This is a genomic window from Amycolatopsis sp. lyj-108 (assembly GCF_046549005.1).
GTDB lineage: Bacteria > Actinomycetota > Actinomycetes > Mycobacteriales > Pseudonocardiaceae > Amycolatopsis.
Genome location: NZ_JAJPWQ010000001.1, coordinates 456,452 through 481,218, shown reverse-complemented (window position 1 = coordinate 481,218; position 24,767 = coordinate 456,452). Strand labels below are relative to the sequence as shown.

Genomic DNA, 24,767 nt, shown 5'->3' with positions numbered 1-24,767 from the left:
GGTCAGCGTAGTCAAGCGGCCTTCATGTGCCTGCCGTAGGTGGGGTCGAGCCCGAACACCTTGGTGACCTGCCGGAGGTAGTGACGACGGCCGGCGGCCCCGATCAGCTCCTGGAGCGCCGTCGCGCCGGGCACCACCCGCCGGACCGTCTCGGCGGCGAAGTTGACGCCCGCCACCGCGACCACGGCCGCCTGCGCGATCGGATCGTCCGGCAGCTCCAGGAAGTCGGCGTTGGTCTTGCCGAGAAGGAGCCTGCTGATCGACCCGTGCGCCGCGACCGACACATGCGAGAGGACCTTGCCCACCGCGCCCCGGCCCTCGCCGATCGCGGCGTGGGACTTCATGAGCGCCGCGGCGAGCCGTTTGGAATCGTCGTCGGGGATGAACTCGGTGGTGGCGAGCAGCCACAGCAGCCGCCAAGCGTCGTCCTCGCCGGCGGGCAGGAGCTCCTCGTCGACGCCCATCAGCCAACCGACGTAACGCCAAAGGTGCAGGATGTCGGCGCGCTCGCGGGCGCTGTAGCGGAGCCCGAGCAGTTGCGTGCCGAACACGTAGACGAGCGAGAAGAGCAGGAGCGTGCCCGCGGTCTGGACCTGATTGACCGGCCTGTCCCAAGCGGCGTAATCCCAATCCTTGCGGCGGTTCATCGCGGCACGGACATGCGCGTGCACGATCCGCACCCGCAACGCGGCCTCGTACCCGCGCCCGCCGGGCACCAGCGCACCCGGCGTCGTCACGTGGATCCACCAGGTCGCCGTCTCGACGAGACGCCGCGCCGCCTTGTACTCGATCTCGCCCGTGCCGACGAGCGACTTCGTGGCACGCGACGCGAGATAGCCGCCCATCAACGAAACGTCACCTAGCGGAAAGAGCCCGAGCAACCCGGCACGCGTGATCGCCCGCGCTCCGCGCTCCAACCGGTCCTGATCGACCCAGTACGGCGTCGCCTCGACGTCACGAAAGAAGGCTTCGAGCTCCTCCGGCGGACTCTCGACACTCTCGATGCCTTGCCGCAGCGCCTGTTCGAACTGTCCCTGGGCACCTTTTCGCAGCAACGGCACCAGCACGTCGGCCGCCGGATCCTCCCGCTGCGCGAACCCCCGCAACCGGGCCACCTGGCGTTCGTCACCCCTGATGTCGCCCTCGATGAACAACCTCGACGCGACCCGGAACCCGCCTTGGCGGAACAGCTCGGGGTCGGGCAGCCTCTCGTCCATCCGGCTCACCTCCGACGTAGACAACAAGTGTTGTCACTTGAAGGCGGCGACGTCAAGACGAGGTGGGGTCTTGGCAAGGAGAGATCCGGACCATGTATGCTGGCCGAGCACTGCGGATGTAGTTCAATGGTAGAACATCAGCTTCCCAAGCTGAATACGCGGGTTCGATTCCCGTCATCCGCTCAGATGCGAAAGCCCCAGGTCAGTGGATGTCCACTTAGGACCTGGGGCTTTCGTTTTGGTAGATCATTCTCCGAGCCGGGCCATTAACGGGCCATTAGCCGACCGGGACCGGCTGACCGCTCAAGCCGTCGTCATCGTCATCCGCGTTGCCCGTCCGGTGCTGGTCGACGAGCTTCGAGAGCCGGTCGGCGATCCGTTCGTCAGCGTCACTGGTCGCCCGCTGGTAGATGAGCGCCGCCCGCATGTCGTCATGCCCCATCCGCGCCATGAGGTCCTTGGTCGACGTGCCCGCCTTTGACGCCCAGATGTTCCCCGCGTGCCGGAGGTCATGGAAGTGCAGACCCTTGAGACCCATCTTCGCCACAACCTCCGTCCACTTCGTCCGCTGACTGAAGTTCGGCCGACGCACCGGGTTGCCCGCACGCTCACCGGTGAACAACAGCGCGTCGCCCTCCGGCTTCACGAACGCATCGAGGTGCTTCACCACGTCTCGCCGAATCGCCGCCGGAACGATCAGTGTCCGCACTCCTGCCCGCGACTTCGGCGGACCGACGATCAACCCACGCCCGGGAACTTCGACCAGTGCCCGCGAGATCCGGACCCAGCTCCCGTCCTCCGCGACGTCGCACCGCCGCAGCGCCGACACCTCACCCCAACGGAGCGACGCGAACGCGGCCAGCAGTACGAGCGCCCGGAACCGCTCCGGCATCCGTCCAGCCAGATCGAACACCTGCGGAACGGTCACAATCGGCCGCTCCGCCGGATTCTCCTTGTCGGCACCCCGCACCCGGCAGGGGTTCCGCTGCATGATCTTGTCTTCGTCGACAGCCGTAGTGAGGATCGCCCGGAGCAACCTATAAGCCTTGGCAGTGACCGACTCCGACACTCCGGCCGCCAGGCGATCCGCACGCCATTGCCGAATGATCGCCGTCGACAACTTGCCCAGTTCGACACCGCCGAGATCCGCTGCGATGTGCTTCCGCAGAAGCCACCGGTACAACTCGACCGTGCGCGGACGCAAGCCGGGCCGCTGCGTGATCCACTGGTCCGCATAGTGCCCGAGCTTGACTTTCGCCCGTTCAGGGTCGACCCACTCGCCTTTCATGATCTGCGTTTCGGTCACCGACAACCACTGTTCGGCCGTGCGCTTACTCGTGAACATGTTGGGAGCGTTACGAATCTGGCCATCCGGCCCCGGATAACGCGCCTGCCACTTCCCTGATTCCCGCTGTCGGACATTGCCGAAACCCCGGTGTCCTCGTTTGTTAGCCATGTCAGGCCGCCCTTCCGAGGTCCCGGATCACCGAGGCCCGCGTGATCGGTTCGACCCGACCGGCCTGGACGAACTCCTCAAGGTCGGCGACGGCGAACCGCACGTGTACACCGACCTTGTGGAACGCCACGCGCCGCTCCGAGATCAACCGCCGCACGAACCGGACGCGCGTGTTCAGATACGCCGCCGCTTCGTCGACTGTCAGGTAGTTCTTTCCCACGTTCGCCTCCCCAGTTCCTAAGCCGCCAGCGGAGTTGCCGAAACATCCGGTGGGCTCTGCGCGGCGAGTAGTGCTCTGTCGTACTCGGCCTTCCACGTGATCCGCTCCGAAATCGCGTGCATCACCAGGTGATCCCGAGGAGGCACGTTCGCGTCACCGGAGTCGACTTTGCGCCAGACCAGCCGAGCCGGGTCCGGTGCGGGTTTCTCGATCCCGACCGCCGCCAGGGCTTCGATCACGAACGCCTTTCGGTCGGCCTTGTGGTCGACGAGCGTCTTCCCTGACCACTTCCGGGACACCAGGACCCGACGACCGGGAAGGCCGAGCGTGGTCCGCCGATGCGCCCTTCCTTTGCAATGCCCTGGTGTGGTCTTTCCTTTGGCACCCTTGGGATTGATCCCATACAACAGCCACACAGCGCACCGGGGCGAGCAGGGTGTCACGGACAGTTCCGCGTGCAACCGGTCGTGGTGACCCCTCTGCCGCGCGGTGTCGGCTTCCACGACTTCACCGGTGGATTTGGTGAGGTATTTGGTCAGGTAGCCGATGTGTCGTCCGGCTTCTTCGGAGCCGCCCAGGATGCCCTTCGAGTGCACCTGGCGGCCGAAGGTGACCACGTGCGCCGGGTCTTCCACGGCTTCAACAGCGTCGTCCCAGTCGGTCAGTGGTTCGCGGGTGTCGGGGTCGACGAACACCCTGCGGTCGCCGTCCCACAGTGGCATCCGATCGACGTAGACCACTTCGTCGTGCGTAGGCCACCACACCTGGTGATAGGTCGCTTCGGTGACTTGGCGGATCACATCGTGCGGAACCGATCCCCGGACAGCCGCGTGCAGGTGCGGAGCGGCCCGCCGTTGAGGCTCCACGGTCGCGAAGTACTGCGCGTCCCAGCCCACGACTCGCCGCAGGTTCTGCCACCACCTGTCCACCAGGGCCGAGAAGTGCACCGCGTCTCGAGCCGCCCGCCGGTAGTCATACGTCGCCGGGTTCACCGGAGCACCATCGGAGCGAACAGGGCCGTAGGTGTCGCAGGTGAGCGTGACGAACATCGAGGGCCGGAACTTGCCCGCGTACTCCCGTCCGAGCGTGGTCTTGGCGACCTTGCGTCGAGGCAGGTTCGGCGCGTCCTGTCGCCGCTTGGTCGACCGCTTGACCGCCGTTTTCGTGGGCAGGTCGATGGAGGGGAGGCGGCCGCGCATCCCGAGTTGCCGAAGTTCGTCGTCGACGCCCTGGATCTCCTCCCTCAGCTCGTCGGCTTCGGCCTGGTCGCTCACCTCGCGGTAGGCCGCGACCAGGTCAGCCCGGAACGCCAACAGCTCCGTCTGTGTCTCGGTCGGTGGTTCCGGCGTGAAGTCCGGTTCGGTGTCGATGTGCCAGCCCTCGCGGCACTGAACCTGTCGCAGCGCCTTCGCCTTCCGGGCACACGGCAGGCACACCGATTCCACGGTCGAGCCGCAGGGGACGGGAACGTACCGGAGTTCACCGGTCTCGGTATCCCCGACTTCCATCGTGAACGGCCGGACACAGACCCCGTGCTTCTCAGCGGTCGCCTTGACTACGTCCGAGGCCAGAGGTTCGCGCATCCGAGCGGCCCGCGAGTTGGCCGGCGGGGTCACCGCGGCTTCCTTGGTGCCTGTCACGCTGCCACCTCCCCAGCGCTGTTCCACTGCCGCAGCACGAACACCGGCATCTCCTGCCGCATCCCCGCAGGGAGGTCCGGGAAGATCACTTCGTCGAACCGGACTCCGCCGTAGACCACGACCGGGATGCCGCAGGGCGTCCGGCCCTGTACTTCCAGATGCACACGGCCGCCATGGGGAACCCGCCAAATCGAGGCGGTCACGTTCTCCAGCGAATCCGCCCAGACGACCAGGCCCCGCGCCACGTTCGTCAGGCGGTCGGTATCGAGCTGGACAGACACGGGGTCCGAGCCAATCCCAACCCGCACGGACGCAACCGGCGGAAAGGCATAGGAGTCGAGGTGATCGCGGATCGCATCGAGGAACACCAAAACGCGGTTCACGCCGCCACCTCCTCTCCGCCGCGACGGATAGGAAGGTCGATCACGTGGGCACCGCCGTTGGTCACGTAGGTCTCCAGCGCCTTGACCGTCTCGTCCGGGACCCAGCCAGCCCGGACCCGCAGCGGTTCGCGGATGCCTTCGCCCCAGATGTAGCCGACGCCCGCAGCCGACTCCTCGATCCGGTTCGCCCACGCGCCCCGCTCGTAAGCGCCGTCGCCGAGGACCATCCCGACGTGAGTTTTCGAGGTGACGCGCAGGCACACCCGGCGTGGGAACAGCTCCCGAACCGGAACCGTGTCCTTTGTCGGCTCCTGCACATATCCGCGCACCGTGTAACCCAGCGCCCGGCCCTGCGTGGTCAGGATCGCGACCCGTTCCACGATTGCTTCACGGGTCTTGCGGTCGGCGTACTTGGTCAGCGCACCGATCTCGTCGAACTCCAGGATCTCCAAGGGGTGATCGGTGGAGATGGGGACATTGCGGGTATGTCCGGCGAATTCGCGCTTGCGCGATTCGAGACCATCGAGGAGGTCGTCCAGGACCTCGATCGCTTCCTTGCCCGCAACCCCGTAGCGGGCGAAGATTCCACGTCCGTAGGCGAGTTCCATCCCCTTCGGGTCGATCCCCGACACCCGCACTGTCCCGGCCCGGATCGCCGAGGCCGCCGACACCAGCGGGCACCACATCACGGAGTTCTTCCCGGCCCCGGTGGCACCGGCGACGAGCATGTGAGCGCCCGGACCGGTCAGTGGCAGCCGCCAGTCCTTCCCGTACTCGGTGCGTCCGGCGAGCACCCGCCGCAGATCCACCGCGTCGACGGCCGCCAGCTCGGGTAGCTCCACACAGTCCACCGGTGCTGCGAGTAGGTCTCGGCGCTGGAAGTCGAGCGAGGCTACGTTGGGTTCCAGCTCCCGCACCTGGCACCGCGTGACCTTGCGAGCCACGGCCAACGCGCGGGCAGCGTCGTCGAAGTCCTCCGGCTTCTGGCCCGGTACGAGCCGGACACGGACCTCATCCCACGACGGCCCCGACTTCACCCCCAGCACCTTCGGCACCTGCACCGCAGCACCACCGCCCGCAGTACGAGAGACGGCCCTACCGCGACGGCCGACGAGATTGACGGTGACTTCGACGGGCACGGTGCCGTCGGAGATGGACAGGCCGCAGGCGTGCAGCCAGCCCGGCAGCTTCCGGGCGTAGGTGAACCAGCGCAGCCACCACGCCCGCAGGAACCGGCCACAACACCGGTCGAACGACACCACGTCGAGCAGCCGCCACACCACCAGCACCGCCGCGGCCGAACCCGCCGTGATGGCCAGCGACGGCCAACCCAGCCACTGCCACCACGCCGCCAGCGCGACCACGCCAAGACTCGTCCGCCAGTGCGTGAAGACTTGCTTTCCCAGCCACCACAACAACTTCACCGCCGACCACAGCGCGATGAAGACCACCGCAGCCGCAGCCAGGACTTCCGCGATCGTGGCGAGCGCACGGCCGAGCTTGTGCAGCAGCCACACCACCACACCCAGCACCCCGCCGCCGACGAGGAGAAGACCGATCCCGTTCGTGTTCATCGGCGACCACCGCCGGTCAGGTCCAGCGGCAGCATTCCCCGGCAGGGAGGGCATTCCGTCTCACCGGCGAGGAGCTTCGCGAACCGCTTACAGACTGTGCAGCGCGTTCGGGTGACCCCGTCTAGCGGACGCTTGTTGCCATCGTTTAGCGTTGTCATTGTTCACTTCCAGAGGTTGTGGACAGCGCAGGACCGGCGAGGTTTCCTAGGCCAGGTACCGGTTCTGCGCCTTACGAGACACGGGAAGCGCGTGAGGACGTGTTTGTACGCCGCACGTCCCCACGCACGTTTTCCCTACTGCTGTTCAGTTCTCAGATAGCTTCCGACTTGTTCTTCTGGATCTGCGCGGCCACCTCCTCCACCTTGCGCTCCTCATAGCCCACCCAGTAACGGAGTTCGTGGTGGTGCGCGCGATCCACATCGGACACTTCGCGGTACATGCGCGCATTCGCCTGATGGAACTTCAGCCACGTCGTCAGGTTCGACCCCGGCTTCGGGCGACGAGCGGAGGCGACGAGGTGCGCGTCCTGAAGCGTCTGCGGCTCATTCCGGCCGGGCGTCGTCATCGCGCACCGTCGCGTGTTTGCCGAGGAACACGGCCAGTTCGTCCGCGCTGTCGCGGATTTGGCGAAGGAGCCGGATGAACTCCGGCCACTCGGCCGGGTCGGACGGCGGCAGGATCGCCAGACTGTCCGGGTCGAGATAGATCACCAGAGCTGGGTTCGCCGAACCATTGCCCTGCATTCCCGCGACCGCCTGCTGTCCCGGCTTCCACATCGCGTTGAACGCCACGGCCTTGCCCTTCCTCGCTGTAAGCGCGGATCTCCCACGACCGCGCGTTCTCCTCGAACCCCTCAGCCGCCGCCGACACCGCAGCCAGCACCCACCACGGCAACCGGCCCTGAGTCGCTAGTTCTCGCCATGCCGACGCCACCGCCAAGGAAGCGACGGTCATGTCATGCGCCGCCAGGGCATCCCCGTCCTGCGCAGTCCGCTGCATCATCGCGTCGTAGTGGCGATACGCCGCCTCCCAGCTCTGGACCAGGTGCGGCGGAACCACGGCCACACCCTGACTGCCAGGCACCCGGCCCGTCATCACGCCGCCTTGGGCGTCGACTCAGCAGCGCCCGAGGTCCGCGACGACTTCGACGCCCCACCCGAAGCAACAGCCTTGAAGCCGGTCGCGCGGAACACGTAGGACTGGTACTTGAACTCGCCCTGACCAGCCACCTTGGGCTCAGCCGTCAGGCCCTCCAGTTCGATCGGCCGCATACCCGGCAGCACCTCCGACGTCGTCGGCACCGGCTGCACATCAGCCAGGAACGTGACGTCGTAAGACGCACGCTTGGAGTTGGTTTCGCTCGGGTCGGTGACCGTGGCCTTCCACTGGCGCTTGCCCGTTACTTCGTCGACCCGCTGACGAACAGGTCGACCAGCGGACCGATCTTCCCGCGACTGGTACTCGTTGTCCGGCGCGACTTCGCCGACCATCACCAGCCCCAGCGGGAACGCGGCATCAAAGTCGATCTCGAAACGGTGTCCCTTGCCGATCGCCATGTCGTCTGTCTCCTGTCGTCTCTGGAGCCCTAGCGGGCTTACACCTTTTTAGAGGTAGTTCTATTAAGCGCTTCGTCGCGCGAGTTGTCAATAGAACTATCTCTATCGGGCTCCGTAGACCATGATGGGGTGATACCGCTAGCGTTATCGACCGACGAAGGAGGACCAGGTGGGCACCGGATACCGAGAGCTGGCCGCGATCCTGCGAGACGCAATCCAGCGGGGCGACTATGCCCCGGATACCACGCTGCCCAAGCAAGACGAGCTGGCCGACGAGTACGACGTCAACGTCAACACCGTTCGCAAGGCCGTTGGGGTCCTCGAAGCCGAAGGACTGGTTACGCCGATCAGACGACGTGGGACAGTCGTTCGTGCCCGCCCTCCCATGAAGCGCCTGGGCAAGGACCGGTACGCGAAGAGCAAGTGGAAGTACGGCGACACCGTCGCCTTCGTCGCCGACCGCGAAGCGTCCGGCCGAGACTGGAAGCCGACCGACCAGACGCAGACCGTCGCCAAGATCGAAGCTGACCGAGAAGTCGCCGACGCCCTCGGTGTCATCGTCGGATCACCGGTCTACGAGCGGGCCCGACTGGTCAAGGACGCCGGCCAACCCACCCACGTACTCACCAGCTACTACCGGCCTGCCGACGTCGAAGGCACGCCCATCGTGGACCCGACCCCCGGACCGGCCGGACGAGGTGGCGGGTTCCTGGTCCTCACCCTGCAAGGCCTTGAGCCGGACACCATGACCGAGACCTTCTACGCGCGGATGCCGACGCCTGACGAGGCGGAACAGCTCGAACTGCCCGCAGGCGAACCCGTCATGGTCCTGCAACGCCGCACGTATACCGAAGACGGCCGCGTGGTCGAGTTCGCACGAGGCGTGCACGCCGCAAGCCGGTTCTCCTGGACCTACACTTTCAAGATCCCCGACTGACCCCGGAGACCCAGATGCCCGAGCGTTCGACCACCCTGCCGGACGACCTCCGCGCCGACGTCCAGACGCTCTGGGACTACCACGACATGCACCACGAACTCCGGCCTGCCGACGTCGGGATCGGACTTGGCAGTCACGATCTCGGGGTCGCGACCTTCACCGCGGAACTGTTCCACGCCGGAATGTTCCCGCTCATCGTCTTCACCGGGGCCAACGCGCCGACGACCATCGAACGGTTTCCGCGCGGCGAGGCGGTGCACTACCGCGAACATGCGCTTGAGCTGGGCGTGCCGGATGACGCCATCCTGGTCGAACCCGAGGCGCGGAACACCGGCGACAACATCACGCTCACTCGGAAGCTGCTGGAGTCACGCGGCATCGAGGTCAGGTCGGTCGTCCTCATCTCCCGGCCGTACCAGCAGCGCCGCGCGTATGCGACCTGCAAGAAGCTCTGGCCCGAGGTGGACGCCATCTGCGCTTCACAGCCACTGCCGTTGGACGAGTACATCGAGAGCATCGGCGATGTGGACCGCGTCATCAACATGCTTGTTGGCGACACGCAGCGCATCACCGTCTATGCCGAGAAAGGCTTCGCTATCGAACAGCGAATCCCGGCCAACGTAGTTAGCTCCCTTAAGCACCTGACCAAATCGGGATACACGAAACGCCTAGTCTGACCGATCGAATCAAACCGCAGACTGCGATGCTTCAATAAGTCTCCTAACTGGAATAACTTACTCGCCGGGCTCATCAAGACGTTTAACCTGTACAACTATGGCAGATTTAAGTGATCGAACCACCTGCTTGTCTTTGATAAAAACGAAGAATTGGCCTTCAATCTTATACGAGTCTGCCTCTACAATTTCATCGAGACCGGAACGACCGGTGCTGTAGAGCACTGCAAATTTAGCCATCTCGCCTCCCGCTAGCTTTTGATCTTCGACGCCGAGGGCTTATTGTAATTTCTGGCATCAACAAATATTGGCTCGATCTTTACATCTTTTGCCTCCGAAAGTGCTTTGCATGTGTCACGAACCCGCTTGAGCCTCTCTTCCTCAAAGTCTTGATCCGTGAATCCAACACACAGATAGAACCCGCCTTCAATCTTCTCCGATTTGAGATATTGAGGAAGCTGTTTCGATGCACCAGAGAAGAACTGCGTACTCTTAATCAGCTTTATCTCCGCGAGCGCACGCTTCGTCCACCCCGCAGAGAATTTGAAGTCTACTGGACCACGTCCAATATTTACTTCGCGAGAAATATCTACATCGACAGCCCGACACTGCGAGACCCACATACAGGATGCAACAGCCTGAACGATCTTTTCGGGCCGATGCTTAGTTAGATCATCGCTCCATAAAACCTTCCACAAGTCAGTTTGCTCAACGGCATCCTTGAACTCAACCATCAAGCCTCTGACCCAAGTCAAAAAGCCCTCCTCGCTGGCTGGTTGTTCCAGGTTTCGCCCAGCCGCCTCAGCCGCATTTCGCCCCGCCTCCGCCCAACCCACAAGGAGTTTTGGGTCATTGTCGACGTCGTAAGGCTCGTGATCTTCTTCCGCCTTCTCGTCGAGATAGCGAAACGCCATTCCGGGTTCCCTGCGCGCCACATGGCGTCCCTCGGCAATCTTTTCGCTCTTGCTCAAACTCTCCGCAAGATCGTAATTCAAGTCATCCCGAAGAACCCTTCCCTCGTTTATTTCAGCCCAGGACCAAAACCCATCTGGCGTAACGATCGGAATGTCCTTCAAAAAACGTGTTGGACATAGAATTACACCTCTATCAGTGGCGGGGTTCTTTGGAAGCATCACATTGGCGTCAACCCATCGCCCCGTCGCCTTGCTCCAATCAGCGTGCTTTACTCGAACCGAAGTGACATCTATTGAATGTTTGTCTACAACCTTCAACGTGTATTTGATGAAACGCTGCTTAACAACGTTACAGAACAAATCACTAATTCGATCAACACCCATTCCATCACAGAATAGCGCGAACGCCTCTACGTACTTCATTGTATCAATCGAATGACGGCGAAGAATATCAAGAGCGTCAGCCATGCGAAATGCGAAGTCGAGTCCAGTTCCCGACCCTAGGGGGTGACCCATCGATAGACCCAAGACGAATTCACTAGGTTCAGGAAACATGAGCATACGCTCCGCTTTTCCCCAGTGAGCAGAGTCATGATTTCCATTTGCCTTGCGAACATAATCGAGCGCGATGCCGAAGAACTTCACAACTTCGTCGTGCGTATCCGACCAAAATTTGTCATCATCTTCGAACACAAGAAATGGATCTACGTAGAGCGGGGTATCCTCGGTGACTTCGACGTCAAACCAATCGTCGTCAGCATCTGGCGTGATACCAAATTCTTCCGTGAATCTCATGCTTGACTCCGTGGTCCCGTTGCGGCGGCCTCGAGCCAGCGTCGACGCCTACACAAGGTCAGCACATGCAGTCCGATTTGTCGCCAACGACACGCGGCACATTTCGCGAATTGTCGTGCAGCGAACCAAGCAGGTGCGGATCATGACGATCGCGCGGCACACTAGTCCATCCGGATGGAGACGTAAGTCAAGTTCAACAACGAGTCGTTGGAGCTGACTACTGGACCCGATAATGGACGCACTCTACAGGCTGGAGGTACTTCAGATGAGCGACGACCCAATGCTCGGACCAGGTCGACACGAGACACAGGCACTGGCGGCCCTTGGAGGCAACAAGCTAGCCGACGCACATGTTCACGCCCTGCTGGCGATAGCCTCTGCCCTCAACCGTCTCGCCGCAGCTCAAGAATTCGCCGCGAACGAGGCGGCAAACAGTCGTCGAGCACACTGACGCGCCCGACTCCAACCCGCGCCTGCTGCCGAACTTGGCTCTATGGGATCAAGGCGCCGCCAGCGGCGGCGCGCATGTCACCGCCCGTACGGCGGGCTTCGCCCCATGGCGGACGCCGGCCTCCCGCTCCGCTCCGGCAGGCGCCGCCGGGCGAGCCCGCCGACGAGGCAGCACCGCACAGCGCGCCGCCGCCACCGGAGACCCAGGGAACACGACGCCAGATCACCCGACCCACCTGATCGCGTGGCAGTGGTCACCGGGTGTCCCTCGCTGCTCAGCGTCTAACACCGTGCCGCCCGCATCAAGGCGGGAAAGCGTGCCTTGACACGACCGACCCGGCGCTAGAGATAGCAAGGACGAGGGAAGCGGAGCGAACAGGCACAAAGACGCAGGTGGAGACAGGGTGCGTTGGGCCATTAACGGGCCATTCAGAGGGGTCAACCAAGGTCAATCGCGGCCACCCCGAGCAAGCACCGCCCGCAGGTCAAGGGTACTTTCCAGCATGATCACCCTGGTTCCCAAGCTGAATACGCGGGTTCGATTCCCGTCATCCGCTCTCACGCGAAAGCCCCAGGTCAGTGGATGTCCACTTAGGACCTGGGGCTTTCGCTTTGTCCAGCCGATCTTCCGACTGTGCCATTAGCCAATCGGTATGGGCTTGCCGCTCAGACCGTCGTCTCCGCGTTCGTGACGGGCTGCTTGCTTGCAAGCCCGCCCGAGATCGGGTTCACCGTCGAACACGCCGACGGTGCGAAAACGGCGCGCCTCCTCGCGAGGCGGAACCGGTTCCGGGCTTTCGCCAGTCGCCATACCGTGATCCTGCCTCAGTCACGGCATGCGCCGATCGGTTCGGGACTCCTCCCCCAGCCCCGCTGTTACCTTCCGAAGCGTGCGGAGAATGTCGAGCGACAGTACGGCGGCCGTCGTGTTGACCGTGCTGGCTGGGTCGCTGATCTTCCCGCTGGTGCTGGTCGGCGTGGTCTTCCTCCTCATCGGCTTGAACGCGGGCAGCGGGCCAGGGCCGTACACCGTCGTTTTCGCCAAGGCGGGCGAGGAATGCGGGGCGACGGGGCAGTATCTCGACGCGTCCACCGGCGAGCCGTTGAGGTGTATGGGTCCTGGGCTGCTCCGGACGTCCGCGGTCGAGTTTCCCGGTTTCTCCGCTGAGCAGAACGACGAGGTTCGCCGCTGGCTGACCACGTTGGCGGAGGACGGCGATCTGAGCGTCTTCGACCACCGGTCGGTCCAGGCCAAGATCGACGGGATCGCGGCCGGATTGCCGCCGGGAACGCGGGTCGAGCGGGAATCCCGCTCAACGGAGGTCTGGATCGGCGCGGCCTTGACGGGGGCCGGACTGCTTATGGGTTCCGGCTTCGCCTGGCGATGGCACCAGAACCGCCGGACCGGTTTTTGACTACGGTGCCGGACATGGAGATCCGGGAGTTCACCGAAGACGACTGGGTACAGATCTGGCCGATCGTGCGCGAAGTCGTGCGGGCGGCGGACACGTACACCTACGACCCGAACCTCACCGAAGAAGCCGCTCGCGGGACCTGGGTGCAGACGCCGCCGGGCCGGACGGTGGTGGCGGTCGAGGACGGCCGCGTGCTCGGCACGGCCAAGACCGGTCCGAACCACGGCGGGCCGGGGTCGCATATCGCGACGGCCAGTTTCATGGTGGACAAGGACTTGCGCGGCAAGGGTGTCGGCAGTGCGCTGTGCGCGCATGTCCTGGAATGGGCCAAGGAACAGGGTTTCGCGGGCATGCAGTTCAACGCGGTGGCCGAATCCAACGTCGCCGGGATCCGCGTCTACGAACGGCTCGGGTTCAAGATCGTCGGAACGGTGCCGGGCGCGTTCGAGCATCCGACGCTGGGACGCATCGGGCTGCACGTCATGTACTGCGACTTCGGCTGAAGGTCAGCCTTCGACGAGTTCCCAGGGGGCGCCGGCGCTCGGCCGGTCGTAGACCTGGCCGGGTGCGGCGCTCAGCACCAGCGCGACGTCCGGGTACAGGGTGACGGCGTGCTCCATTTCGAGGGCTTCGACCTCGAAGTCCTCGTTCTCCGGTACCTCGAAGCCGACGAGCAGCCAGCTGCCGTCGGCCTCGCGCACGACCTGGCGCACGGCGCGGGCCGGGGCGGCGGGGTCGGCGGAGATCTCGGCGAGTTCGGTGCTCACCTGGACTTCTTCCAGCGGCGAGCCCGGATGCGTCCACGCGGCGAGGCGGGCGGCGCGCACCAGGAGGTCTTCCTCGTCGTCATCCGAGTCGGCGACGGAGCTCAGCAGCCACGTGCGCCGTTCCTGGTCCCAGTCGGCGGCCATGCCGGTGGGGAGGCCGGCGAGCGCGACGAGTTCGGGGATGAGCTCCACCGCTTCCCGCAGCGGCAGCGCGCCGAACGCGTCGCGGTTGAGGTCCATGTCCTCGGAGAACTCGTTGCCGTCGCTGATGAACCAGTCACCGTCGTCGTCCAGTACGACGAACGCGAGGTTCGACGGATCGTCCACCAGCGACCGGGAGATGATCACCGGCGATTCGGGATCCTGACGCAGCGGCCAGTTCTCGCTCGACATGCTGGGCTCCCAACGGGGTTGTCCGGCTGTGGGGCCCCATCCCACCATGACCGCCGGAAGGTCATTCGCTGAGGTCGTACTCGTCGACGTCGAGCGCGGCGGCGGCTTCGGTGAGGAACGCGAGCACGGCGGGCGAGAGGTGCCAGCCGAATTCCTCGCCGCCGTCGCGGTGGTGGAAGTAGCGCACCACTTGCAGCACCGCGCTCGCTCCTTCGTCCACCAGCTTCCGGATCCCCGGGCGGACCGGGGCGAGCCTGCCGATCACGCTCTCGATCTGATCGTCGACCGGTTCGGAACCGCTTTGCGTCACCTTCCAGGCGTGCATCCGCGGCAACCGGTGTTCGGCGGACCGCGACCCCAGCACCAGTACCTCGTCGGGCGCCATGCCGAGCCGCGCGGTGATCTCCCCGGCGGACACGGTTTCGCTCTTCAAGGCGAAGTAGCAGTACTGGTGGACCTTCATACGCCCGGCACCCTAGCTTTCGGGCAAGCTGACCAGGTGAAACGTGATCAATCGCTTATCGAACGTCTCGCGCGGGAACGCAACGTCTGGTTTTGCACGCTCCGCGCGGACGGTTCGCCGCACGTCACGCCGGTGTGGTTCGTGTATCTCGGCGATGCCTTCTGGATCGGCAGCGGCGAGCGGAACGTGAAGGTGCGCAACATCGGCGCCGACCCGCGCGTCAGCCTCGCGCTGGAAGACGGCGACGCCCCTGCTGTCGCCGAAGGCGTAGCGCGCGTCCATCGCGGGGCTCTCCGCGAAGACGTTCTCGCGGCACTGGCTGCGAAGTACGACAGCTGGGCGGCAGGCGAGGAGATCGAGCCGTTCGGCGCCAGGGTGCTGCTGGAAGTCCCCGTTAAGCGGTGGCTGCTCGCGGGTGTCGCCTAATAGTCTGGAAAGTCCGGATACCGATCTTGGGATGGACGATGCTGACCGGTGAACTGATCCGCTTGCGGCCGCTGGAACCCGAGGACGCGGACACGCTGTGGCGCTGGCACAACGACCCGGAGGTCACCCGCTGGCTGCCCGCGGACCATCCGGAATCCCTCGCCCAGATCCGCGAGCGCTTCGCCCGCCGGAAGCCCAACAGCTTCAGCCAGGTGGACTTCGCGATCGAGAGCCTCGCCGTCGGCACGTTGATCGGCACCTGCACGCTGCGCGACGCCACGCCGGAAGGGGGCCGCGCCGAGCTCGACATCTATCTCGGCGAGAAGGACCACTGGGGCGGCGGCTACGGCACCGACGCCATGCGCACGCTCTGCCGCTACGGCTTCGACATGATGCGGCTGCACCTGATCGCGCTGTGGGTGGTGGTCGACAACGAGGCCGCGATCCACGTCTACAAGAAGCTCGGGTTCCAGGTGGACGGCAGGCATCGGCAGTCGTTCCGCGGCCAGAACGGCCAGTGGCACGACGAGTACCTAATGAGTCTGCTCGAAGGGGAACTCCGCTAGTCGTTCAGTCCTTTCGTGAGCCTGGCGGGCGCCTTCATCCGCCAGGCTTCTTCGATGAGCTCACGCAGCTGTGTCTTCTCGACCTTCTCCAGATCGACGAGGATCGCGCCGTAGCCGTCGTAATGCGGCGTGGTGAAGTACGCGGGGTCGCCGGAGGCCAGCAGTGCCTCCTTCTCCGCGTGCTCGCACAGCAGCATCAGCCCGCCCTCGGCCTCGGTGCGCAGGCGGGCGAAGCTCTTGCCCGCGACCTTGAGCGACGGCGTGCGGTACGAAGTGGACTCCTCGACCTCCGGCAGCCTGCCCGCCAGTGCCACGACTTCTTCCCAGGTCGTCATGGCGGCCATTGTGCCCTGGGTCACTGACAAAACCACCCCGCAGACGCTATGAAAGGTCCTTTCCTTGCAAATTTTGCAAGGAAAGGACCTTTCATAGCACTCGCGAGAGCTACGGCAGCACGGTGATCCGGTCCGCGGGAGGCGGCGCGATGCCCGGGTGCGCCCCGAAGTACGCGATCAGCGCGTCCAGGTCCACCGGACCACCCGACAGGTTGGTCCCCTTGGTGAATTCGGTGAAGCCGTCCCCGCCGGCGGCGAGGAAGTTGTTCACCGAGACGCGGTACGACGCCGCCGGGTCGATCGGCGTGCCGTTGAGCGTCAGGTTCGAGATACGCGCGCCCTGGGCGGCCGACGTCGAGTACGAGTACTTCAGCGACTTCGAGATCTGCAGGATCCGCACGACACCGTTGGCCTGCCACTGCTGTTCGAGCACGTTCTTCAGATCCGCCCCGGTGAGCGTGATCGTCTGCATGATGTTCGCGAACGGCTGCACGGCGAACGCCTCGCCGTAGGTCACGACACCGTCGCCTTCACCGGCGGGCGAGGACAGGTGGGTGAAGTCCGTGCGGATGCCGCCCGGGTTCGTCATGGCGATCTGCGCGCCGTTCGACTGCGTGGCCTCGAGCTGGGCGTCGGCGATGACGTCGCCCAGCGGGACCTCACCGGAGGCCGCGCCCTCGTCGGCCAGGTCCGCGGTGATGGTGCCGACGGCCTTGTTCGCGATCGGCGCGGCCTTGGTCTTCGCCTCGTCGATCAGGTCCTGCACGGCACGGTCGGGCTTGACGTCGTGGGTGACGATCTGGTTGTGCGCCTTGGTCTCGTCACGCACGACGTCGCGGGTCCGGCGGTCGATCTTCAGGTCGACGACCGAAAGCAGGCGGCCGAACGACGCGCCCTGGATCACCGGACGCGGCTTGCCGGCCGGGTCGGCGAGCACGCAGTTGTACTGCTGGTGGCTGTGCCCGGTGAAGATGGCGTCCACTTTGGACGTCACCTTCTGCGCGATCGCGGTCGCCGCGCCCGGCTTGACCTTGCACTCGTCCGGGCCGGCGGTCTCGGAGCCGTCGCCCTGGTGTAGCAGCACGACCTGCGCCTTGACGCCGAAGAGGTCGAGCAGCTTCGCGGTGCGGTCGATCGCCTCGACCTCTTCACCGAACTTCAAGCCCTTGATCGCCTCCGGGGTGACGACCTGCGGCAGATCCTTCAGCGTCGCGCCGATGACGCCGATCGGGACACCGCCGGAGAACTCGATGCTGAACGGCAGCAGCGCCGGGATGCCGTTCTCGTAGTACACATTGGACCCGAGGAAGGGGAAGTTCGCGCCCTTGAAGGACTTCCGGAACTGGCAGCCGTCGGTCTCGTGGCAGCCACCGTGCTCCATCCGGCGGAGTTCCTCGATCCCCTCGTCGAATTCGTGGTTGCCCACCACGGAAGCCCGCACACCGAGCTGGTTCAGCAGTTCGACGGTCGGTTCGTCGTGGAACAACGCCGAGATCACCGGCGACGCGCCGATGCTGTCACCGGCCGAGAGGACGACCGAGTTGGGCGCTTCGCCGCGGAGCTTCTTCAGGTGCGTCGCGAGGTAGGCGGCGCCGCCCGCGTTGACCGTCCCACCGCCGGGCAGCGTGACCCTGCCGCTCGAACCGGACGGCGGTTCGAGGTTGCCGTGCAGGTCGTTGAACGTGATGATCCGGACGTCGGTGGTCGCCGACGTGGCGGACGCGGACGCGGGCGCGGCGACGGCGACCAGCGCGGTCAGCGCGACTGCAATTCCATTGCGCATCAGCGATCTCATCGACAGGGCGCTCCTTTGGTGCGTTTGTTGCGAATGTCTGAAGGGCGCCCCGCCGCCGAGATAGCCGGGCCTTCGGCCAAGGCGCAACCCCAGAAGATCAAAAGACCTTGGTCGCCCAGCCGCAGTCACCTTAGTCGCGCTCGATACTGCCGTCGAGAATCACTTTCGCCACCAGCTCGGGCTCGTCGTTCATCGGCACGTGCCCGCAGCCGCGCAGCACCAGCAGCTCGGCCTTCGGCGCGATCCGGCGCAGCTCGGCGGCCTTCGGACGGGCGAGGATGCGATCGCGTTCCGCCCACGCGATGGTCACCGGGACGTCCCGGACGACGCCGTCGAACCGGAAGCCGCCGCGGGCCTGCGCCAGCGTCGGCCGGAAGCCGGGGCAGCCGGCGAGCGCGCGGATGTCCTCCAGCACGACCTGCGTGGTGAGCCGGTCCGGACGGCCGACGATCATCCCGGTCAGCATCGACCGGCCCGCCGGTGTCGCGGCGAGGCGCCGGGCGGTGCGTTCGGGGATGCGCTCGGCCAGCAGCCGGTGGGTGCGCAGCATGCTCAGCGCGTATCGCTGCTGCCGCGGTGTCCACAGCCCGGCCGGGGACAACGCCGTCACGCTGCGGACGAGACCCGCTTCCCCGAGCGCGAGCGAGAGCAGGCCGCCGAGCGAGTTGCCCGCGACGTGCGGTTTGCCGAGGCCGAGTTCGCCGAAGAACTTCGCGAACATCTCGACAGCGGCCTCGACGCCGTACCCGCCGGAGTGCGGTGCGGATTCACCGAAGCCGGGCAGGTCGACGGTGATGACGTCGCGGTGCGGCGTGAGCAGGCCGAGCACGGGCGACCAGGCCTGGCGCCGGTGGCCGACCCCGTGGATCAGCACCAGCGGCTCACCCTTGCCCGCGCGGTCGAAGACGACGTTGTCCATCCCGCGAGGTTAAGCTATTTACTGCTACCTCCGGTAACAGGTAAATAAAGACGTTCACGCCGCCGGGTGACGTCGTTCGGCATCGGCTCCAGGTCACCCGTCGCGATGAACCCGAGCTTCAAATACAGCCGCCGCGCCCGGTCGTTGTCCTCCGCGACGTGCAGCCACACCTCACGCGCGCCGTCGGCCTCGGCGGCCGACCGCACCTCGTCCATCAGCTTCGTGGCCAGCCCGCGACCGCGCGTTTCGGGCGCGACCCACATCGAATAGAGGATCCAGCCGTCGTCACGCGCCCGCCCTGCGACGAGACCCACCGGACGGTCTTCGTCGAAGGCCGCGAACCAGGCGTCACCCGCCAGCTTCGCGAGCCATTCCTCGTCGGACTGCGCCCGCTCGGCCGCGGCGACCGAGCCGTAGTTCTCGGGGGTGTCCATCAAGGCGCGCAGGCGGATCTCGCGGAAGACGTCGAGGTCCGCGGGAGTGAGCCGTCGAACGAGCAACATCCGGGCAGACTCCCATGTCGGCGGGTGAAACGCGGAACGAATATCGCCGATCGGCCAAGATCGGGGTCGGCCACTCGGCCGATCCCGCCCCGGCTGTCGCGGCCCTTCGACCGAAGTGGCGGGGCCTGCCGGATCCATAACGTCGACGGCATGACGAACGCACAGGTCACCGCCCTGCAGTACGGCTTGATCGGCTTCTTCGCGCTCTGGGCGACGGCGCTGATCCCGCAGCTGATCATCCTGCATTCGCGGCACGGCCGGGTGCGCCTTCGTCCGGTTCTGACCATGGCCGCCGTGCTGCTCTACGGCAGCATGACGCTGGCGGTGACCTTCCTGCCGCTGCCCGGCCCCGGCGTCAAACGGCTGAGCCAGACCGTGCAGCTGAACCCGTTCCAGTGGATCGCCGACATCCACACCGAACTGCTCAAGCACGGGCTGCCCGCCGCCGACTGGTTCACCACGCAGACCTTCCAGCAGGCCACCATGAACGTGCTGCTGTTCGTGCCGCTCGGGTTCTTCGCCAGGACGCTCTGGAAGCGCGGCCTCATCGGCACGACGCTGATCGGTCTCGCCGCTTCGCTGCTGATCGAGATCACGCAGCTCACCGCGAACTTCGGCACCGCGCCCTACGTGTACCGGATCTTCGACGTCGACGATCTGCTCAACAACACCGGCGGCGCGATGCTCGGCTGGATCGCCGGGGCGCTGCTTCTCAGCCTCGTGCGGAAGCCCGTTCCGTCAACGGTCGAGCTTCAGCTTCCGCGCCGCGAGCGGGTCGACCTCGCCCAGATCCGCTAGCCTCGCCTGCCGTCGCTGGGCCGCGCGCCGCGCGGACCGCCGGTCTTCCGCGATCACCAGCACGGTCGCCACCACGAAGATCAACGCGACCACGCCGAGGATGAGCGAGAACTGCAAGACGCCTCCCCGAATACGACCTTGTGTGCGAGATCACAAACAGTACGCACGTCGTGGTGACTTGGCCACCCCTTGCGACGAAAGTGGGTGTCGTGGATCACGCGGGGACGGCCGCGAACCAGGTCCGGTCGCCGGTGCACCAGCACTCGAAGACCAGTCCGGCGTCGGCGAGCGCGGCATTCAGTGCCGGGAGTTCCAGCCGGCGGCAGGTGAAGGCCTGCGTCCACGAGCGGCCACCGGCCGAGTACCGGATGACCGCCGACAGCAGATTCCCCTGGTGGACGACCTGTTCGAGCCGGACGTCGACCTCGCCGAGTCTGCCGCCCTGCGCGTCGCGGACCGACTCGAACCACTCCGGCGGATGCCATTCGACGAGCACCCGCCCGCCGGGCGCGATATGCGCGCGGGCGGTGGCCAGGAAGGCCGCACGATCGGTGTCGGCGGCGGTGTTGACCAAATGGCTGCCGAGCAGCACCACGTCGAAGACCCGGTCGAGCCGCAGCTCCTCGATCTTCGAACACACCTTTTCGGCGCGGACATCGGCGAGCATCTCCGGCGAATCGTCCACCGCGACCACCGGATGCCCCAGGTCCAGCAGCGCGTGCGTGACCCGCCCGACGCCGCTGCCGAGCTCCAGGATCGAGGCACCCTCCGGGACCGCCTCGTGCACGATCCCGGGCTCGCCGCCGGGTGGCAGCAGCCGGTACACCTCCACCGGACAGCCGTCGGCCGTGAACGCCCCTTCGCCCATACCCGCCAGCGTGCCGGAAACTGGCCGGGTGAGGACGAAACCGACCAAGGAAGAGCTGGCCGCCGCCTACGGCAGGACCATCGACGACGTCATCGCGCCGGATCTGGACGTGCTGTTCTGCGGGATCAACCCCGGTCTCTACTCCGGCGCGCTCGGCCTGCACTTCGCCAGGCCGGGGAACCGGTTCTGGCCCGCGCTGTACCGCGGCGGTTTCACCCCGCGCCTGCTCGACCCCAGCGAGCAGGAGGAACTGCTCGAACTCGGCCTCGGCATCACCAACGTCGTCGCGCGGACGACGGCGCGGGCCGACGAGCTGACCCCGGACGAGTTCCGCGAAGGCGGACGGCTCCTCGCGGCGAGGGTCGCCGAATACCGGCCACGCTGGCTGGCCGTCGTGGGGATCACGGCGTTCCGGGCCGCGTTCGGCCTGCCGAAGGCGAAGGTCGGCCCGCAGGACGCCGAGATCGGCGGAGCCCGGGTCTGGGTTCTGCCCAATCCGAGCGGGCTGAACGCGCATTGGACGCCCGCGGCGCTCGGGGACGAGTTCGGCCGGCTCTTTGATCAAGCACGGTGCGGCGAAGTCCACTCTGAGTAGCGAACACGCCAAGAACTCCCCTCGTCGCGCTCATTCGAGCCAGAGATCCACGACCAGCCGATACGCAGAGTTTGCTGCGACGAGGCGATACATCTATGAGGGGGATATCGCGTCACGTGCACCGACCTGCTGACTCGTAATAGTTACGAGGTGTCATCTCTGTCCGGTCCCGCAGGGGGGACCGGTTGACGAGGGTGACCACGCCGGGGGGCGGTGGTCACCGAATGGACTTTCGAGTCCTCTCGTCCGGAGATGACGGGCAGGAAAACGGAGGGGTCCGTGATGCGAGGCATCGAGCCGAACCGAACGCAGGCCGGCAGGCCTGGTGGCCTGTCACCAGGCGGCCGAGGCCTCGGCGTGGCCGCCGTCGACCCGATCCCGATCTTCTGCGAGGGACTGAGTTCGCTGGTCCACCGCACGCCGGGATTGCAGTGGCTCGGGCACGCGTCGAGCCACCACGCCGCGCTCCAGCTGTGCGAGCAGCTCAAACCGGACGTGATCGTGCTGGATTCGGCGCTCGACCCGAACTGCCATCTGTCCCGGCTGCTCAGCGGCGGTGATCCGGCGCTGGTCATCATCACGCTGGTCAGGGACACCAACCGCACCCAGCAGTACCTCGCCGCGGCGATCGCGGCAGGCGTGCACGCGATCGTGCCGCGCGCGACCGACGGACGGCATCTGACCGAGGCGATCCGGCGCGCGCACAGCGACCGCCGGTACATCGACCCGACGCTGGCGGCGCTGACCGCCCGGCCGAAACGCCAGCCCGTGCTCCCCAAGCCGGGTGACGCTCCCAAGCCCGCGACCGCGCGCGGCCTGATGCCGCTGTCCCGTCGCGAGTACCAGGTCCTGCAACTGGTCGCCGAGGGGCTGGAGAACTCCGGGATCGCGAAGATCCTGTTCCTGTCCGTGGAAACCGTGCGGACCCACGTCAAGAGCATCCTGCGCAAGCTGTCGGCCCGAGACCGGACGCACGCGGTGACCATCGCGTTCCGCTCCGGCATCCTGATCGCGACCCCCGACGACACGCACACCCCGGCCGATGCGACGCCGGCCACTTCCATCGCGCCGTCGACCCGCTGAGACCCCCGTATTGCTGATTTACACATCACAACAGTGGCCATTCACTTGCCGCCGGTTACCCACAGGTAATATCCTTATGTTACCGGCGAGTAGGGAACATGTGCCCGGCCGGGGAGCCGAACACATTGGAGTGACGACATGGGCCACTACAAGAGCAACGTCCGAGACCTGGAGTTCAACCTCTTCGAGGTACTCGGCGTGCAGGACCGCCTCGGAAAGGGCGTCCTCGCGGAGTCCGACGAGGAGACCGCCCGCGGTGTGCTGACCGAGCTGAACAAGCTGGCTTCCGGTCCCCTCGCCGATTCGTACGCCGACGCGGACCGCAACCCGCCGGTGTACGACCCGAAGACCTTCTCGGTGAAGATCCCCGAGTCGTTCAAGAAGAGCTACCAGGCGCTGATGGACGGCGAATGGTGGCGGCTGGGCCTGCCGAACGAGCTTGGCGGCTTCGGCCTGCCCCCGACCGTGCAGTGGGCCGCGGCCGAGCTGATCCTCGGGGCCAACGCGCCGCTGTTCATGTACATGGCGGGCCCGAACTTCGCCGGCATCGTCGACAAGAACGGCACCGCCGAGCAGAAGCGCTGGGCGCAGATCATGATCGACCGCGGCTGGGGCGCCACGATGGTGCTCACCGAGCCCGACGCCGGTTCCGACGTCGGCGCCGGTCGCGCCAAGGCCGTCAAGCAGGAGGACGGCTCCTGGCACATCGACGGCGTGAAGCGGTTCATCACCTCGGCCGAGAACGACATGGTCGAGAACATCATGCACCTGGTGCTGGCCCGCCCCGAGGGCCCCGGCATCGAGACCAGGCCCGGCACCAAGGGCCTTTCGCTCTTCCTCGTGCCGAAGTTCCACTTCGACAGCGAGTCCGGTGAGCTGGGCGAGCGCAACGGCGCCTTCGTCACAGGAGTCGAGCACAAGATGGGCATCAAGGCCTCCACCACCTGCGAGCTGACCTTCGGCCAGCACGGCACCCCCGCCAAGGGCTGGCTGCTCGGCGAGGTGCACGACGGCATCGCGCAGATGTTCCAGGTCATCGAGTACGCCCGCATGATGGTCGGCACGAAGGCCATCGCGACGCTGTCGACCGGTTACCTCAACGCGCTCGAGTACGCCAAGGAGCGCGTCCAGGGCGCCGACTTGCCGAACATGCTGAACAAGGCGGCGCCGCGCGTCACGATCACCAACCACCCGGACGTCCGCCGTTCGCTGATGCTGCAGAAGGCGTACGCCGAGGGCCTGCGCGCGGTGTACCTCTACACGGCGACCTTCCAGGACCAGGTGTGGACCGGCGAGGGCGACGAGGCTTCGCTGAAGGTCGCGCACGGCGTCAACGACCTGCTGCTCCCGATCGTCAAGGGGGTCGGCTCCGAGCGTGCGACCGAGCAGCTCGTGCAGTCGCTGCAGACCCTCGGCGGGTCCGGCTTCCTGCAGGACTACCCGATCGAGCAGTACATCCGTGACGCGAAGATCGACTCGTTGTACGAAGGCACCACGGCCATCCAGTCGCTGGACTTCTTCTTCCGCAAGATCGTCCGTGACAAGGGTGCTTCGCTGGCCTACGTCGCCGGGGAGATCACGAAGACCATCGAGTCGGAGATCGGCAACGGGCGGCTCAAGAACGAGCGCGGTCTGCTCAAGCAGGCGCTCGAGGACACCCAGGGCATGCTCGGCTCGCTGATCGGCTACCTGACCTCGTCGCAGGAAGACCCGCAGAACATCAACAAGGTCGGCCAGCACACGGTCCGCCTGCTGATGTCGGTCGGCGACCTGCTCATCGGCTGGCAGCTCATCAAGCACGCCGAGGTCGCCATCACCAAGCTCGACGCGGGCGCGTCGGCGAAGGACACCCCGTTCTACGAGGGCAAGCTCGCCGTGGCGTCGTTCTTCGCGAAGAGCGTGCTGCCGGAGCTGACCGCGCGCCGCGCGATCGTCGAGGCCGCGGACAACAGCCTCATGGAGATCTCCGAAGCCGCGTTCTAAACGGTTTAGTGACGAAAGGCCCTCTCCCTCGTGGAGAGGGCC

Annotated in this window: 28 protein-coding genes and 1 tRNA gene; 11 read left to right on the top strand and 18 right to left on the bottom strand. The window is 65.7% G+C overall.

From position 1 onward, the window contains the following. Nucleotides 1-11 precede the first annotated feature (11 nt). Complete coding sequence (locus ACLJO0_RS02335) at nt 12-1,217, bottom strand: oxygenase MpaB family protein (protein ID WP_410576354.1); 1,206 nt, start codon at nt 1,215-1,217, stop codon at nt 12-14. Between the two features lie 112 nt (nt 1,218-1,329). On the opposite strand from ACLJO0_RS02335, the gene ACLJO0_RS02330 reads away from it, so the two are divergent. Then, nucleotides 1,330-1,400, top strand: a tRNA-Gly gene (locus ACLJO0_RS02330). Nucleotides 1,401-1,494: 94 nt separating this feature from the next. Here the strand turns inward: ACLJO0_RS02330 and ACLJO0_RS02325 are convergent. From ACLJO0_RS02325 to ACLJO0_RS02290, 8 genes are all read right to left on the bottom strand, one after another. After that, nucleotides 1,495-2,562, bottom strand: coding sequence for a tyrosine-type recombinase/integrase (locus ACLJO0_RS02325; RefSeq protein WP_410576353.1), 1,068 nt, complete (start codon nt 2,560-2,562; stop codon nt 1,495-1,497). 112 nt (nt 2,563-2,674) lie between these two features. Continuing rightward, nucleotides 2,675-2,893: a helix-turn-helix domain-containing protein gene (locus tag ACLJO0_RS02320; protein WP_410576352.1), complete on the bottom strand. Its 219-nt coding sequence runs from the start codon at nt 2,891-2,893 to the stop codon at nt 2,675-2,677. A gap of 17 nt (nt 2,894-2,910) precedes the next feature. After that, nucleotides 2,911-4,476, bottom strand: a complete 1,566-nt coding sequence (locus ACLJO0_RS02315) for a replication initiator (protein WP_410576950.1) — start codon at nt 4,474-4,476, stop codon at nt 2,911-2,913. 53 nt (nt 4,477-4,529) lie between these two features. Next, nucleotides 4,530-4,916, bottom strand: a complete 387-nt coding sequence (locus ACLJO0_RS02310) for a hypothetical protein (protein WP_410576351.1) — start codon at nt 4,914-4,916, stop codon at nt 4,530-4,532. Beyond that, nucleotides 4,913-6,490: an FtsK/SpoIIIE domain-containing protein gene (locus tag ACLJO0_RS02305; protein ID WP_410576350.1), complete on the bottom strand. Its 1,578-nt coding sequence runs from the start codon at nt 6,488-6,490 to the stop codon at nt 4,913-4,915. Before ACLJO0_RS02305 ends, ACLJO0_RS02310 begins: the two co-directional genes overlap by 4 nt. 310 nt (nt 6,491-6,800) lie before the next feature. Then, nucleotides 6,801-7,055 carry an AMED_5909 family protein gene (locus ACLJO0_RS02300; protein WP_410576349.1) on the bottom strand — a complete coding sequence of 85 codons (255 nt, stop codon included), beginning with the start codon at nt 7,053-7,055 and terminating at the stop codon, nt 6,801-6,803. Further along, entirely contained in the window at nt 7,033-7,281 is a 249-nt protein-coding gene (locus tag ACLJO0_RS02295) for a hypothetical protein (RefSeq protein ID WP_410576348.1), read from the bottom strand. The genes ACLJO0_RS02300 and ACLJO0_RS02295 overlap by 23 nt, the downstream gene beginning before the upstream one ends. A gap of 303 nt (nt 7,282-7,584) precedes the next feature. Further along, nucleotides 7,585-8,046, bottom strand: a complete 462-nt coding sequence (locus ACLJO0_RS02290; RefSeq protein WP_073845834.1) for a hypothetical protein — start codon at nt 8,044-8,046, stop codon at nt 7,585-7,587. A 169-nt stretch (nt 8,047-8,215) separates the two neighbouring features. On the opposite strand from ACLJO0_RS02290, the gene ACLJO0_RS02285 reads away from it, so the two are divergent. Both ACLJO0_RS02285 and ACLJO0_RS02280 read left to right on the top strand, forming a co-directional pair. After that, complete coding sequence (locus ACLJO0_RS02285) at nt 8,216-8,983, top strand: GntR family transcriptional regulator (protein WP_073845835.1); 768 nt, start codon at nt 8,216-8,218, stop codon at nt 8,981-8,983. A 14-nt stretch (nt 8,984-8,997) separates the two neighbouring features. After that, nucleotides 8,998-9,660, top strand: a complete 663-nt coding sequence (locus tag ACLJO0_RS02280) for a YdcF family protein (protein ID WP_410576347.1) — start codon at nt 8,998-9,000, stop codon at nt 9,658-9,660. A 248-nt stretch (nt 9,661-9,908) separates the two neighbouring features. Here ACLJO0_RS02280 and ACLJO0_RS02275 read toward each other — a convergent pair whose 3' ends face one another. After that, nucleotides 9,909-11,366 (bottom strand): hypothetical protein, encoded by a 1,458-nt coding sequence (locus ACLJO0_RS02275; RefSeq protein ID WP_410576346.1) that lies wholly within the window; start codon nt 11,364-11,366, stop codon nt 9,909-9,911. 1,349 nt (nt 11,367-12,715) lie between these two features. Here ACLJO0_RS02275 and ACLJO0_RS02270 point away from each other — a divergent pair. Both ACLJO0_RS02270 and ACLJO0_RS02265 read left to right on the top strand, forming a co-directional pair. Then, nucleotides 12,716-13,231 (top strand): hypothetical protein, encoded by a 516-nt coding sequence (locus ACLJO0_RS02270; RefSeq protein ID WP_410576345.1) that lies wholly within the window; start codon nt 12,716-12,718, stop codon nt 13,229-13,231. A 14-nt stretch (nt 13,232-13,245) separates the two neighbouring features. Continuing rightward, nucleotides 13,246-13,734, top strand: a complete 489-nt coding sequence (locus tag ACLJO0_RS02265; protein WP_125779822.1) for a GNAT family N-acetyltransferase — start codon at nt 13,246-13,248, stop codon at nt 13,732-13,734. Nucleotides 13,735-13,737: 3 nt separating this feature from the next. Here ACLJO0_RS02265 and ACLJO0_RS02260 read toward each other — a convergent pair whose 3' ends face one another. Both ACLJO0_RS02260 and ACLJO0_RS02255 read right to left on the bottom strand, forming a co-directional pair. Continuing rightward, a complete protein-coding gene (locus ACLJO0_RS02260) occupies nt 13,738-14,391 on the bottom strand; it encodes a hypothetical protein (protein ID WP_410576344.1) in 654 nt (217 codons plus the stop codon). A 61-nt stretch (nt 14,392-14,452) separates the two neighbouring features. Then, on the bottom strand, nt 14,453-14,854 hold the full coding sequence (locus ACLJO0_RS02255) for a DUF4279 domain-containing protein (RefSeq protein ID WP_410576343.1): 402 nt from the start codon (nt 14,852-14,854) through the stop codon (nt 14,453-14,455). Nucleotides 14,855-14,890: 36 nt separating this feature from the next. Here ACLJO0_RS02255 and ACLJO0_RS02250 point away from each other — a divergent pair, with 36 nt between their 5' ends. Together ACLJO0_RS02250 and ACLJO0_RS02245 are read left to right on the top strand one after the other, a co-directional pair. Continuing rightward, a complete protein-coding gene (locus tag ACLJO0_RS02250) occupies nt 14,891-15,280 on the top strand; it encodes a nitroreductase/quinone reductase family protein (RefSeq protein WP_410576342.1) in 390 nt (129 codons plus the stop codon). Between the two features lie 38 nt (nt 15,281-15,318). Next, on the top strand, nt 15,319-15,846 hold the full coding sequence (locus tag ACLJO0_RS02245; RefSeq protein ID WP_410576341.1) for a GNAT family N-acetyltransferase: 528 nt from the start codon (nt 15,319-15,321) through the stop codon (nt 15,844-15,846). On the opposite strand, the gene ACLJO0_RS02240 is transcribed toward ACLJO0_RS02245, so the two are convergent. From ACLJO0_RS02240 to ACLJO0_RS02225, 4 genes are all read right to left on the bottom strand, one after another. Continuing rightward, nucleotides 15,843-16,181 (bottom strand): MmcQ/YjbR family DNA-binding protein, encoded by a 339-nt coding sequence (locus tag ACLJO0_RS02240; RefSeq protein WP_125779836.1) that lies wholly within the window; start codon nt 16,179-16,181, stop codon nt 15,843-15,845. The two genes, ACLJO0_RS02245 and ACLJO0_RS02240, sit on opposite strands and share 4 nt — an antisense overlap. A 109-nt stretch (nt 16,182-16,290) precedes the next feature. Continuing rightward, nucleotides 16,291-17,976 (bottom strand): bifunctional metallophosphatase/5'-nucleotidase, encoded by a 1,686-nt coding sequence (locus tag ACLJO0_RS02235; protein ID WP_410576340.1) that lies wholly within the window; start codon nt 17,974-17,976, stop codon nt 16,291-16,293. Between the two features lie 130 nt (nt 17,977-18,106). Continuing rightward, nucleotides 18,107-18,895: an alpha/beta fold hydrolase gene (locus ACLJO0_RS02230; protein WP_410576339.1), complete on the bottom strand. Its 789-nt coding sequence runs from the start codon at nt 18,893-18,895 to the stop codon at nt 18,107-18,109. A gap of 14 nt (nt 18,896-18,909) precedes the next feature. Beyond that, entirely contained in the window at nt 18,910-19,398 is a 489-nt protein-coding gene (locus ACLJO0_RS02225; RefSeq protein ID WP_410576338.1) for a GNAT family N-acetyltransferase, read from the bottom strand. Between the two features lie 150 nt (nt 19,399-19,548). Here ACLJO0_RS02225 and ACLJO0_RS02220 point away from each other — a divergent pair, with 150 nt between their 5' ends. Then, a complete protein-coding gene (locus ACLJO0_RS02220; protein ID WP_410576337.1) occupies nt 19,549-20,196 on the top strand; it encodes a VanZ family protein in 648 nt (215 codons plus the stop codon). Here ACLJO0_RS02220 and ACLJO0_RS02215 read toward each other — a convergent pair. Further along, nucleotides 20,137-20,313 (bottom strand): hypothetical protein, encoded by a 177-nt coding sequence (locus tag ACLJO0_RS02215; protein ID WP_199753775.1) that lies wholly within the window; start codon nt 20,311-20,313, stop codon nt 20,137-20,139. The genes ACLJO0_RS02220 and ACLJO0_RS02215 overlap by 60 nt on opposite strands. Before the next feature lie 97 nt (nt 20,314-20,410). Beyond that, the gene (locus ACLJO0_RS02210; protein WP_410576336.1) at nt 20,411-21,064 is read right to left on the bottom strand and encodes a class I SAM-dependent methyltransferase; all 654 of its coding nucleotides are present in this window, start codon (nt 21,062-21,064) and stop codon (nt 20,411-20,413) included. A 28-nt stretch (nt 21,065-21,092) separates the two neighbouring features. Between ACLJO0_RS02210 and mug the strand changes: the two genes are divergently transcribed. The 3 genes from mug (at nt 21,093) to ACLJO0_RS02195 (ending at nt 24,725) form a co-directional block, all read left to right on the top strand. Continuing rightward, nucleotides 21,093-21,659 (top strand): G/U mismatch-specific DNA glycosylase, encoded by a 567-nt coding sequence (mug, locus tag ACLJO0_RS02205; protein ID WP_410576335.1) that lies wholly within the window; start codon nt 21,093-21,095, stop codon nt 21,657-21,659. Between the two features lie 282 nt (nt 21,660-21,941). Next, nucleotides 21,942-22,742, top strand: coding sequence for a response regulator transcription factor (locus ACLJO0_RS02200; protein WP_125790830.1), 801 nt, complete (start codon nt 21,942-21,944; stop codon nt 22,740-22,742). 138 nt (nt 22,743-22,880) lie between these two features. After that, nucleotides 22,881-24,725, top strand: coding sequence for an acyl-CoA dehydrogenase (locus tag ACLJO0_RS02195; protein WP_410576334.1), 1,845 nt, complete (start codon nt 22,881-22,883; stop codon nt 24,723-24,725). The last annotated feature ends 42 nt before the right edge of the window (nt 24,726-24,767 follow it).